Raw genomic sequence first — 12,204 nt, 5'->3', positions numbered from 1 at the left:
AAAACCTTAGCAACTTAGCATCTTAGAGACTTAGTACCTTTTTTACTTTTGATTATTTTTCTGAAAAGGTTTTGGTTTTCCAGGGCCTTTATTGTTTTTGTTGCTTTGAATTTTTGGCTGTCCCGGTGGTGTAATTTTGTTCGACATGCGTTTATTGGTACGCAATAAATCGGTTGTATTTAAAAGCTCTTCTGTGCTTTGTAACAAGTTAATTTTTCCACCCGACAATTCGAATAAATGTTCAAAAATAACATCGTCTTTTACAGTGTCTTTATTCCAGCTCAAGTATGATTTTTTCATGTGGTTGGCGATCACCAATACCAATGCGTTTTTCATTTCGCCTTCGTCCCATTTATTAGCAACATCAATCATGTACTTGATGTTGTTACCATAGAATCTATATTTTGGAAAGTTTTGCGGATATTGTAAAACATCCGGTTTTAACTGCAATACATCTCTTGACGGAATTGGATATGGTGATTCTACATCTAATTTAAAATCAGACATAATGAAAAGCTGATCCCATAATTTATGCTGAAAATCAGGCACATCACGCAAATGCGGATTTAAACTTCCCATTACCTGAATAATGTATTTTGCAGCTTTATTGCGCGTATCGGCATCTTCAATTGCAGTTGCCTGATCGATCAGTTTTTGCAAATGACGACCATATTCAGGAATGATTAATCGTTGTCTTTCAGAATTGTATTCTAAATTAAAAACAACATCATTTGCGACTTCTTTTTTATATTTTTCGATCATAAGTTATAATGAAACTATACCTTCTATTGTAGAAACTTCTTTGTATTTACCAATGACATCGTCAGAGCTATTCATTGTAACATCTACAGAAACGCTGGTAAATTTACCTGTTTTAGATTTTGTTGTTTTGATAACCGCACCCATACTGTCAAAAGCTTTTTCAACGCGCTCAACATTATCGGCGACTGAAGGCACTATAAATTTATATAAATATTCAGCTGGCCAGGTATTTGCGTTATCCAGCTCTACTTTTAATCTTTCGTAAAATTCGGCGGTGTTTTTTTCTTTATCGTTCTCCATTCGTAATTAAAAATAAAGGCAAATATACGGTTTTGATTTCAGATTTCAGATTTTTGATTTTAGATTTTTTGGGATGAAATTCATGATACTTTTTTGCCACAAATTTCACGAATTTTCACTAATTAAAAACGGTTTAAAAATTGTAAATATCATATAGTTTAGATTTAGGTGTAAATTAAAAATTCGTGTAAATTAGTGAAATTCGTGGCTAACTTTTATATTTGAAAAACTTTGCTGCAAAAATATAGCACAAAGTCGCAGAGACGCAAAGTTTTTTAAGTCATCACTTTTAAATTCTAAGACTTTCCCTTTAAAACCGAAATACGATGAAAAAATATATCTTCTTACTTTTTACAATTCTCATCTTTTTCAATATTCAGGCACAGGAAATAAAAACAATGACTTATTTCCAAAATGATACAATCAAACTAGATCTGGATTTGTATTTGCCTCAGAAGAAAACCAACGAAAAAATTCCGTTGATCATTTTTGCTTTTGGTGGTGGATTTTCTGGTGGAGACCGTACACAAGAAAAAGATTTTGGAATGTTTATGGCTAAAAACGGTTATGCAGTAGCCAGCATTTCATACAGTTTATACATGAAAGGAAAAGATTTTGGGTGCAAAGGAACTTTAACTGAAAAGATAAAAGCAATTCAAATTGGCGTGAGCGATATGTGGCAGGCAACCTCCTTTTTGATTGAAAATGCAAATAAATATAATCTTGACGCTTCAAAAATATTTATTTCTGGAATTAGTGCCGGAGCCGAAATTGGTTTTCACGCTTCGTTTTGGGATTATAAACTGATGAATTTATACAAAAATAATTTACCTGAAAACTTTAAATATACTGGTTTTATTGGCGGTTCTGGTGCGATTCAGGATATTAATTTGATTACTAAAGAAAAAGCAATACCAATGTTATTATCACACGGAAATAATGACAATACTGTTCCTTATGCCGCAGGATCTCACCGCTCCTGCCCCACAAATGCTTCGGGTTGGCTGATTCTTTTTGGGTCTTATGCGGTTTACAATCAAATGAATGATTTACATAAAGACGTTGAACTGATTACGTTTTGCGGTGGCGGACATGAATTTTCGGGTTATCTTTTTCATGATGGCAAACAATATGTTTTGGATTTTGTGAATGATGTTTTGAGTGGAAAGAAATTTGAATCGCATTTGATTGTGCCTTCGAAGAAGAAAGTTTCGGGTTCTGGGAAGTATTTGTTTTGTGATTAATTTTTAAAATAGTTTTATGAAAATAAAAATAATATTACCGTTAGTTATTTTAGGATTATTCAGTCAATGCAAAGAAAATAAATCTAAAAAATCTACCCAAAAAACAGAAAAAATATCAGCTATTAATAACTATAATTTCATTGGAAGTTCAAGTTTAAGGTTTCAATTCTTCTCTGATAGCTCTTATGTTTTTACAATTATTGAAAAAGATAATAATCACAATAAAATAGAAAAATTTAATGATTTCTGCTATTCAAAAAATGACACAATTTATTTCAGCCCATCGAGATTTGGCTATAATAGAAGTGAAAAAGCAGTAATTAAAAATAATTTTATTGAATTTATTGGAGGTAATTTTCCATTAAAAATTGAAATTCAAAAAAACCTGCTTCAAACAAAAAACAAATTAAATCTTGAAAAATATAATAATTATGCATTTTTCTCTTTTGAAGAAGAATTTCATGAAAATTATTTTAATTACAAACCAAATACTGTAAAACCTGCAGATTTAAACCAAAAGGAATTAGTTGAAATTGATCAAATTTTAAAAAAATGCTTTTCTGATAACGCATCAAAACTCAGAAAATTTGACAAATATGTAAATCAATGCATTGTCATAATAAACGAGAAGCAAGAAAAAGAAGTTTTGATAAATAGTTATTGTAAAGATCCATATAATAAAAATGGTTTTAAATATTCTTTAATCCAAATGAATGACGGCGGAAATTGCAACATAAGTTTAAAAATAAATTTAACGAAACACAACTATTCAGATTTGAATATTTCAGGTATGGCATAAAAAACTCCAGCGGAGCAAAATATTTATAGCCAATTTCATGTTTCATATTCCTAAGCTCCAGCGGAGCGTTATAATTATTTTAAAAATTTCATCCCGATGGGGCTTTACCAAACAATATTATAATTTTCTATAAATATGACGTCCCGCCGGACTTAACAAATATTTCATATTTCGATTTAAAACTGGACTAAAGTCCAGCCCTACAATATTTGTCGAGCCGATGGCTCTTTTCTGTTTTAGTTCCGGAGGAACGATCTATTTTGTAGGGTTGGATTTTAATCCAGCACCATAATATTTTGTCGAGCGTATGACTCTTCCCTATTTAGTTCCAGACGAACGATTTATTTTCTAGAGCTGGATTTTAATCCCGCATAATTACGAAAATTGCGAAATCATTCGCGTAAAGCAAAATAATCTTTTTAAATACCAATAACTTTAGGTAAATTTGCGCTTTATTTTTAGAAAGTGCAAAAACAAATCATAGTACTCATTGGTGGCCCGGGAACGGGAAAATCTACTCTTATCAACGAATTGGTGGCTCGTGGCTACTGCTGTTATCCTGAAATTTCAAGACAAGTTACTCTCGAAGCCCAACAACGCGGAATCGAGCAATTGTTCCTGGAACAACCTTTGTTGTTTAGCGAAATGTTATTGGAAGGCAGAATCAAACAATTTGAAAACGCCATTAAAGAACCTGATAATGTAGTTTTTATAGATCGCGGAATTCCTGATGTTGTGGCTTATATGGATTATATAGGAGATGAATATCCGGCCCATTTTGTAAAGGCCTGTGAGGATTTTAAATACACCAAAACTTTTATTTTACCGCCTTGGGAAGAAATTTACGAAAGCGATACAGAGCGTTACGAAAATTTTGAACAGGCATTAACGATTCAGAAACATCTTGTTGAAACGTATAACAAATATGGATACAATTTAATTGAAGTGCCTAAAGATACGGTTGAAAACAGAATTCTTTATATCTTAGATAAAATTTAGGCAGGCGGTTTAAAGTTGTAAAACTAGAACTGATTTCTAAATTTTTAACTTTAAAACCAAAGCTATGCCAGAAGCACAGGAAATTCTTTTAAAATACTGGAAACATGACAGTTTCAGACCGCTGCAAAAGGAAATTATTGACTCGGTTTTAGAGTGTCAGGATACTTTTGCTTTACTCCCAACGGGTGGTGGAAAATCGATTTGTTTTCAGGTTCCGGCGATGATGCAGGAAGGAATTTGTTTAGTAATTTCGCCTTTGATCGCACTTATGAAAGATCAGGTGGCGAATTTGCAAAAACGAGACATAAAAGCAATTGCTCTTACTGGCGGGATTCATACTGAAGAAATTATTGATTTATTAGACAATTGTCAATACGGAAATTATAAGTTTCTATATCTTTCTCCTGAAAGACTTCAGTCTGATTGGATTTTGGAGCGTATTAAAAATCTTCCTATAAATTTAATTGCTATTGATGAAGCGCATTGTGTTTCGCAATGGGGACACGATTTTCGTCCGGCTTATCTGAAAATTTCTGAGCTTAAAAAATATTTTCCTAAGATTCCTTTTTTAGCATTGACAGCAACAGCAACTCCAAGAGTTATTGAAGATATCAATACAGAATTGGGTTTGAAAGATCCAAAACTTTTTCAGCAATCATTTGAAAGAAAAAACATTGCTTACATGATTTTTGAGGTCGAAGACAAATTGTATCGTACCGAACAAATTTTGAAGAAAAATCCACAACCTTCTATTATATATGTACGAAATCGAAAATCATGTTTGAGTATTTCGTCACAATTACAATCGTTAGGATTCAAGGCAACTTATTATCACGGTGGACTTTCGGCAAAAGAAAAAGATAAAAACATGCAGTTGTGGATGTCGGAACAAGCGCAGGTTATTGTAGCCACGAATGCGTTTGGAATGGGAATTGACAAAGACAACGTAAAAACGGTTATTCATACACAACTTCCTGAAAATATAGAAAATTATTATCAGGAATCCGGAAGAGCGGGACGAAATGGCGAAAAAGCTTTTTCAGTTTTGCTTTATAACAATTCAGATGCAAATCAAACCGAACAGCAATTTTTAAGTGTTTTGCCGGATAAGAAGTTTTTAAAAACGATGTATGTCAAACTTTGCAACTATTTTCAGATTGCCTATGGTGAAGGTTTAGATGATACTTTTTCTTTTAAACTAAATCATTTTTGTCATAAATATGAGTTTCCCACTTTAAAAACTTATAATGCATTGCAGTTTTTAAATCAACAGGGAATCATTACACTATCACAGGAATTTTCAGAAAAAATCACACTACAGTTTTTAATCGAATCAAAAGAAGTGATTCGATATACGAGTCTGAATCAAAATGATGAGGAAATTATTCTGGCGATTTTAAGAACCTATCCCGGAGTTTATGAAATGAAAACTCCTTTTAATCTTTCTTTAATAGCAAAAAAATCAAATCATACAGAAGAACAGGTTTCGGCTGTTTTAGAAAGACTTGCAGAGAAAGAAATTATCGAATACAAATCGAAAAACAACGACGCTACTATATTATTTAATGAAGTTCGCGAAGATGATCTTACCATAAACAGGGTTTCGAAATATCTGGAAAAACAAAATCAGCTAAAAAAAGAACAACTTTTATCTGTTCTACATTATATAAAGGAGAATAAAACCTGCAAGAACCGTTTGATTTTGGATTACTTTGGAGAAGAAACAAAAGAAAACTGTGGCGTTTGTTCATATTGCATTACTCAAAAAGGAAAAATCACCGAAGCTGATTCGATTGCAGATAAAATTCTGCATTTACTAAAATCGGCCGCTTTGACTTCGAGAGAAATTCAGACACAAATAAAAATGGATGCCAATGATATTATTTTGGTGCTTCAGGAATTATTAGAAAACAATCATATTACCATTCAACCCAATAATAAATACACTTTAAAATCATAATGGAAAAATTGAGAATTATATTTATGGGAACTCCGGAATTTGCCGTTGGCATTCTGGACACCATTATCAAAAACAATTACGATGTTGTTGGCGTTATTACGGCTGCTGATAAACCGGCCGGACGCGGACAAAAAATAAAATATTCGGCAGTAAAAGAATATGCACTGGCGAACAACCTTACTTTATTACAGCCCACTAATTTAAAAGACGAAACTTTTCTGGCGGAGTTAAAAGCTTTAAATGCTAATTTGCAAATCGTGGTTGCTTTTAGAATGTTGCCAAAAGTAGTATGGGAAATGCCAAGTTTAGGAACTTTTAATCTTCATGCCTCTTTATTACCTAATTATCGTGGAGCAGCACCAATCAACTGGGCAATTATTAATGGAGAAACTAAAACAGGCGTTACAACTTTTTTTATTGATGATAAAATTGATACCGGAGCTATGATTTTAAATTCTGAAATTGCAATTGAGCCATCAGAAAGCGCCGGAGAATTACACGACCGATTAATGAATTTAGGAAGTACAACTGTAATTGACACTTTAAAAATTATTGAAAACGGAAATGTAACTACTACAATTCAGGAAGATAACGAAGAAATTAAAACAGCTTATAAATTAAATAAGGAAAATTGTAAGATTGACTGGACTAAATCTGGCGACGAAATCAATAATTTAATTCGCGGATTAAGCCCTTATCCGGCAGCGTGGTGTTTTTTGAAAGATAAAAATGAAGAATTAAGCATTAAAATATATGAGGCAAAATTGGTTTTGGAATCACATTCTTTTGAAATTGGAAGCTTAATTAGCAGTAAAAAAGAAATTAAAATCGCTATTAAGAATGGTTATATTTTACTTTTAAGTTTGCAGTTACCTGGAAAAAAAAGAATGCAAGTAGCTGAATTACTAAATGGTATCACTTTTACAGAAGACGCAAAAGTCTATTAAGACCAATAAAACGGGGGTTTTTACCTGTATTATTTGATTAAACAACCTGCTTTATGAACAAAAAAAGCAAGTTATTAACAATTTTTGCTAAATTTAAAGAAAACACTTGCAAGGAACGGATTTCCTATTAAATTTGTGTATTAACAATTTTTTTTTTAACCAACAATTAATAACTAATTATTATGAACAAATCAGAATTAATCGATGCTATCGCTGCTGATGCAGGAATTACAAAAGCTGCGGCAAAATTAGCTTTAGAATCATTTTTAGGAAATGTAGGATCTACTTTGAAAAAAGGTGGAAGAATTTCATTAGTAGGTTTTGGATCATGGTCGGTATCTGCTAGAGCTGCTAGAGACGGTAGAAATCCTCAAACAGGAAAAACTATCAAAATCGCTGCTAAAAATGTAGTGAAATTTAAAGCTGGTGCTGAATTAGAAGGTGCAGTGAACTAAGTAAGAAAGTTCTCTAAACTTATAATATAATTAAAACCCTCCTTATGGAGGGTTTTTTTGTACGGTTTAACGATTTTATTTGGGTTTTTTAAAAATTTATAACTAAATTTAATAAAAATTGTAGCCGTATGATTTCAGAAAAATTAAAAAAAGGACACCTGCTTATTGCCGAGCCTTCTATAATTGGAGATTTATCATTTAATAGATCGGTAATTTTATTAGCAGATCATAACAAGGAAGGATCAATAGGATTTATTATTAATAAACCCTTAAAGTACACTATTAATGACTTAATTCCTGAGATTGATGCCTCTTTCAAGATATATAATGGCGGTCCTGTAGAACAGGACAATCTTTATTTTATTCATAATATTCCGGAATTAATCCCAAATAGTGTGGAGATTTCTAATGGTATATATTGGGGAGGTGATTTTGAATCGACCAAAGACTTAATAAACGACGGATCTATTAATAAAAATAACATTCGTTTTTTCTTAGGATACACAGGTTGGGACGAAAATCAGCTCGAAAGTGAGATGCAGGGTAACTCCTGGATTATTGCCGATAATAATTACAAAAATAAAATTATCGGAAAATCCACTACTCATTTTTGGAAAGAACAAATTATTGAGTTGGGCGGAGATTACGTTATTTGGTCAAATGCACCTGAAAATCCATATTTGAATTAATTCTCAGAAATGGATTCGTTTAGTTTTTGTATTAATAAATGAGCCAGATTACTTGTAAACTCTTTTTTTCGATATTTACTTATCGACTGTATCCCTGTGATCACATTTGTAAGAAATAATTCGTCAGCTTTTTGAAGATCAAATGGCGAAATTATTTCTTCTGATACTTCTATATCTGTAACTTTTTTGGCTAAAGCTAATATTTGTTTACGCATTACACCATTCAAACATCCTTCAGAAACTGGGGGTGTAATTAGCTTTTTACCTGTTACCATAAATAAATTTCCCTGTAATACCTCTACAACATTTTTTGCATCGTTAAGCAAAATACAATTTTCCAAGCCATTTTCATGCGCAAAAATACTTCCGGTAACGTTAATCATTTTATTCGTCGTTTTAATAGACGATAACAATTGCTTGGTTACATAGAAATCTTTATACAAATCAACTTCATAAGAATCAGTATTTAACGCATACAAAGCAGCATCAAGTGCCGTTGCATGAATTAAAAACGAAATTTCATTCGTTTGGGGTAAATACAACCCTCCATCATTTCTAAAAACTGTAATTCTTGCTCTGGCAGATGCTGAAATTCCTTTTTGCTGTACCAGGCTTAAAACCTGTTCTTCAAAATATTCCATTGTAAAGTTCATCGGAATTTCCATTCGAACTACACGCATAGACGCCATTAACCTGAAATAATGATCTTCAAGGAACAAGATTTTGTTATTGATTATTTTTAGCGTTTCAAAAACACCATCTCCGTACAAAAACGCACGATTTTGAGTTAATACATTATCGTTTTGCGCTACTATGTTTCCGTTAAAATTGATCATAAAAAAACCCTGAATTTTGTTCAGGGCAAATATAAGGCATAAAATAGACTTTTACTAAACAGATCCTATAAGATGTTTTAGATCTGAGATCTGATTCTCCCACAATTGTTTAGCTTCGCCAACTTCTTCTTTTTCTGCAAAATCAACTACCATTAATGATACATCTTTAGTTAATTCATCAACTAAAATATGCAATTCAAAAAAGTATTCAGTGTCTTTACTACTTTCGTCGACCCATTTAAACTTTACTTTTTCACCTGTTTTCTTAGATGCCAAACGCGCTTTTTCCTGCGAATCGTTCCAAATAAAAGTGAAAAATTCACCTCTTGAATTTACATTGTCAGCAAACCATTCTGATAAACCTGACGGCGTTGATATATATTGATATAATAATTGCGGCGAAGAATTTATTGGAAACTCTATTTCGTAACGTATTTTTGGATCCATGTGCTACTTTTAATTTTTTCGAAATATAAGAATATATGTCCAAAAACAATGCGTTTTTAAAAATATTTTTTTTTCTTCATTTTATGCTTGTAAGCTCTAATAAAATTTTTATATTTGCACCCGCAATGAGGAACACGGTTCACTTGCAATCTTGGCGAGGTAGCTCAGTTGGTTAGAGCGCAGGATTCATAACCCTGAGGTCACGGGTTCAACTCCCGTCCTCGCTACAAAAAATAAACCCTTAATCATCAATTGATTAAGGGTTTTTTATTGGAATTAATTCTATTTAAACCTAACTTTACACTATATAAAGAACATTATTTCCTTGATATTTTTAAAACTAAGTAATTCACAAACAGCAACATGGACATAGTTAAATTTAAAATCACATCTAAAACAATAAAAGTAGAGGTACGCAATTCGAATAATTATGTTTTTAATTTCAATACTGCCTTAGAAATTGCAAAAGAAGACAAAGATGTTTTATTAAAACTATACAACGCGCTGGATATTCTTTTTAAGAAAGAAAATACAAGTGAAGTCAAAAATTACATTTCGCCCAATCAAACCAATATATTGGACCAGATTTCTGCTGTTGACAATTTAGAAGAAGAGAAATAGATAAACAATTCGCTCTTTAATAAATTAGTTTTATATTAGCCATAATGCAAACGAACATCTCTTTTTTAGTAAAAATCAGGAGTTCGGGAATAGCAAAATTAAATTTGATTAAAATTTCTACTAATTTAATTCAAAACAATAATGGCAAATCAACTTGAGAATACGATACATAAAGCATATACCGCTTTTAACGAGAGAAACATTGAAAACGCATTATCAACAATGCAAGAAGATGTACAATGGTCAAAAGCATGGGAAGGCGGTTATATAAGTGGTCACAATGAAATTAAAGAATATTGGACAAGACAATGGACGGAAATTAATCCAAAAGTAGAACCTGTTGGTTTTGATGAAAGAGAAAATGGAAGCTTAGAGGTTAAGGTGCATCAAAACGTAAAAGATTTACAAGGCGGTTTAATCTTTGACGGAATGGTAAAACATATCTACACTTTTCAAGACGGATTAATAAAAACAATGGATATTGAATTGGTAGAAAATAATTAATATTGAATTCCTAAAATAAAAAATATGTCTATAAAACAAGAATCAGAATTAATTGGAATGAAAAAGGCAAGTGAAGCTGTTGCTTTTACTTTGAAAGAAATGAGAAATTTTGCCAAACCAGGTATGTCTACAAAGGAATTAGACAACTATGGCGGACAAATTCTGAATGATTTGGGCGCAAAATCAGCTCCATATTTGACTTATGGTTTTCCGGGATGGACGTGTATAAGTGTAAACAATGAATTTTGTCACGGCATTCCGTCTGATAAAAGAATTCTTAATGAAGGTGATTTAATTAATATTGATGTTTCTGCAGAACTCGATGGTTTTTGGTCTGATAATGGAGGTTCATTTGTTATTGGAACAGATATAAACGAGCATCAAAAATTGATTGAAGCTTCAAAACAAATTCTACATAAAGCAATTTATAATATAAAGGGCGGAGTTCGCATTTCTGATATTGGTTTTTTAATCGAAACTGAAGCTAAGAAAAAAGGATACAAAGTCATTAAAAATCTAACAGGCCACGGAATTGGAAGAGGTCTTCATGAAGAACCACATGAAATAGCAAATTACAGAGATCGATTTAACCTGACAAGATTCAAGAAAAATTCAGTAGTTGCAATTGAAACTTTTATTTCGACAACCTCAACATATGCCGAAACTTTACAGGACGGCTGGACAATGGTTGGTAATAAAGGCGGTTTTATGGCACAGCACGAACATACGATTGTTGTTACAGAAGGAAAACCTATTGTATTGACTGAAATGAATGGTATTTGGAATTAACAAAACCTGTTAATCTAATGTTCTAATAACAACAAAGCCTTAATGAATCATTAAGGCTTTGTTGTTAAAACTATTTTTTATTGATTGGGGGAATTTTCTCTATCAGATTTCTCCAATAACGTTTTGGCATATGCTGAATATGCAGTTTCATATTTTTTCTTGACTCAATATTTACACTGCTAAAATAACGTTTCCAAAGATGCTGAAAAAATTCTTCCTGCTCGTCGCATATTTCAGTTAAAAATTTAGACGAAACTGGCCCCTGATTAAATTCTAACTCTACGGTCGAAAGGTTTTCAAGATCATAATAAACTCCATATTTACGCTTTGCGTCATAAATTAACCAGCGCTGATCTGCATAGCGATTTTTAAAATGATTTTCTATAAGATGCAGCACATCACATTCGGGTTCGATTATGGCATAATAAAGCTGGTCTTTGGTTAATTTAAAACGCACAAATGCTTCCATCCTATGCGCTTCTTTTCCGGTGAGTCGGGTTGCCTTTCGTATATCCCAAACTGCAGCATTACTAAAATCCTCTTCTACATTTTTTGTGGTCGAAAAAATATATTGAGCAAACTGAAACATGGTCTGTTCTATATGATTTACTTCAGACAAAAATGCTTTATGAAAACTTGAAAATCCATCTGCCGAAAGGCGCTGTTTTAGTCCGTTTAAAACACGATTTGCCTTTTTAAAATCTGTTATCACAACATGGTTGGATGAAAATAACAGAGCATCACAAGCGCCGTTTTTACTAAAAACAGTATCTTCCAATTTATATTCATAAATCTCAAATACGGCTGTTAGCCATCCTTCATAAGTTCCATCGTAAATTACCAGTATCATTT

The 12,204-nt window shown here is 32.2% G+C and carries 15 protein-coding genes and 1 tRNA gene; 11 read left to right on the top strand and 5 right to left on the bottom strand.

Features of this window, described 5'->3' with window-relative positions; translation table 11 throughout:
• Positions 1 to 42: 42 nt before the first annotated feature.
• Positions 43 to 762, bottom strand: coding sequence for a DUF4290 domain-containing protein (locus RT99_RS23930; protein WP_042567279.1), 720 nt, complete (start codon positions 760 to 762; stop codon positions 43 to 45).
• A 3-nt stretch (positions 763 to 765) separates the two neighbouring features.
• Positions 766 to 1,062 (bottom strand): DUF493 family protein, encoded by a 297-nt coding sequence (locus RT99_RS23925; protein WP_042567278.1) that lies wholly within the window; start codon positions 1,060 to 1,062, stop codon positions 766 to 768.
• A 326-nt stretch (positions 1,063 to 1,388) separates the two neighbouring features.
• On the opposite strand from RT99_RS23925, the gene RT99_RS23920 reads away from it, so the two are divergent.
• From RT99_RS23920 to RT99_RS23890, 7 genes are all read left to right on the top strand, one after another.
• Positions 1,389 to 2,306, top strand: coding sequence for a S9 family peptidase (locus tag RT99_RS23920; RefSeq protein WP_042567277.1), 918 nt, complete (start codon positions 1,389 to 1,391; stop codon positions 2,304 to 2,306).
• A gap of 16 nt (positions 2,307 to 2,322) precedes the next feature.
• Positions 2,323 to 3,105 (top strand): hypothetical protein, encoded by a 783-nt coding sequence (locus tag RT99_RS24895; RefSeq protein WP_052483791.1) that lies wholly within the window; start codon positions 2,323 to 2,325, stop codon positions 3,103 to 3,105.
• Positions 3,106 to 3,570: 465 nt separating this feature from the next.
• On the top strand, positions 3,571 to 4,104 hold the full coding sequence (locus tag RT99_RS23910) for an AAA family ATPase (protein ID WP_042567276.1): 534 nt from the start codon (positions 3,571 to 3,573) through the stop codon (positions 4,102 to 4,104).
• A 64-nt stretch (positions 4,105 to 4,168) separates the two neighbouring features.
• Positions 4,169 to 6,064 (top strand): ATP-dependent DNA helicase RecQ, encoded by a 1,896-nt coding sequence (locus RT99_RS23905; protein WP_042567275.1) that lies wholly within the window; start codon positions 4,169 to 4,171, stop codon positions 6,062 to 6,064.
• Positions 6,064 to 7,011, top strand: coding sequence for a methionyl-tRNA formyltransferase (gene fmt, locus RT99_RS23900; RefSeq protein WP_042567274.1), 948 nt, complete (start codon positions 6,064 to 6,066; stop codon positions 7,009 to 7,011). Before RT99_RS23905 ends, fmt begins: the two co-directional genes overlap by 1 nt.
• Before the next feature lie 182 nt (positions 7,012 to 7,193).
• Positions 7,194 to 7,466 (top strand): HU family DNA-binding protein, encoded by a 273-nt coding sequence (locus RT99_RS23895; protein WP_042567273.1) that lies wholly within the window; start codon positions 7,194 to 7,196, stop codon positions 7,464 to 7,466.
• A 128-nt stretch (positions 7,467 to 7,594) separates the two neighbouring features.
• Complete coding sequence (locus RT99_RS23890; RefSeq protein ID WP_042567272.1) at positions 7,595 to 8,155, top strand: YqgE/AlgH family protein; 561 nt, start codon at positions 7,595 to 7,597, stop codon at positions 8,153 to 8,155.
• Here the strand turns inward: RT99_RS23890 and RT99_RS23885 are convergent.
• Together RT99_RS23885 and RT99_RS23880 are read right to left on the bottom strand one after the other, a co-directional pair.
• Positions 8,152 to 8,991, bottom strand: coding sequence for an aminotransferase class IV (locus RT99_RS23885; protein ID WP_042567271.1), 840 nt, complete (start codon positions 8,989 to 8,991; stop codon positions 8,152 to 8,154). The two genes, RT99_RS23890 and RT99_RS23885, sit on opposite strands and share 4 nt — an antisense overlap.
• A 54-nt stretch (positions 8,992 to 9,045) precedes the next feature.
• Positions 9,046 to 9,438: an START-like domain-containing protein gene (locus tag RT99_RS23880; protein ID WP_026984135.1), complete on the bottom strand. Its 393-nt coding sequence runs from the start codon at positions 9,436 to 9,438 to the stop codon at positions 9,046 to 9,048.
• A 153-nt stretch (positions 9,439 to 9,591) separates the two neighbouring features.
• On the opposite strand from RT99_RS23880, the gene RT99_RS23875 reads away from it, so the two are divergent.
• The 4 genes from RT99_RS23875 (at position 9,592) to map (ending at position 11,352) form a co-directional block, all read left to right on the top strand.
• Positions 9,592 to 9,665, top strand: a tRNA-Met gene (locus RT99_RS23875).
• A gap of 136 nt (positions 9,666 to 9,801) precedes the next feature.
• The gene (locus RT99_RS23870) at positions 9,802 to 10,059 is read left to right on the top strand and encodes a hypothetical protein (protein WP_042567270.1); all 258 of its coding nucleotides are present in this window, start codon (positions 9,802 to 9,804) and stop codon (positions 10,057 to 10,059) included.
• Positions 10,060 to 10,200: 141 nt separating this feature from the next.
• Positions 10,201 to 10,563 (top strand): nuclear transport factor 2 family protein, encoded by a 363-nt coding sequence (locus tag RT99_RS23865; protein ID WP_042567269.1) that lies wholly within the window; start codon positions 10,201 to 10,203, stop codon positions 10,561 to 10,563.
• A 24-nt stretch (positions 10,564 to 10,587) separates the two neighbouring features.
• A complete protein-coding gene (map, locus tag RT99_RS23860; RefSeq protein WP_042567268.1) occupies positions 10,588 to 11,352 on the top strand; it encodes a type I methionyl aminopeptidase in 765 nt (254 codons plus the stop codon).
• Between the two features lie 70 nt (positions 11,353 to 11,422).
• Here the strand turns inward: map and RT99_RS23855 are convergent, their stop codons facing one another.
• Positions 11,423 to 12,202: a TIGR03915 family putative DNA repair protein gene (locus RT99_RS23855; RefSeq protein WP_042567267.1), complete on the bottom strand. Its 780-nt coding sequence runs from the start codon at positions 12,200 to 12,202 to the stop codon at positions 11,423 to 11,425.
• Positions 12,203 to 12,204: the final 2 nt, after the last annotated feature.

This window comes from Flavobacterium sp. MEB061 (genome assembly GCF_000834715.1).
In the GTDB taxonomy this organism is placed as follows: domain Bacteria; phylum Bacteroidota; class Bacteroidia; order Flavobacteriales; family Flavobacteriaceae; genus Flavobacterium; species Flavobacterium pectinovorum.
Note: the sequence above shows the minus strand (reverse complement) of the source record. Positions and strands in the feature narration are given on the sequence as shown.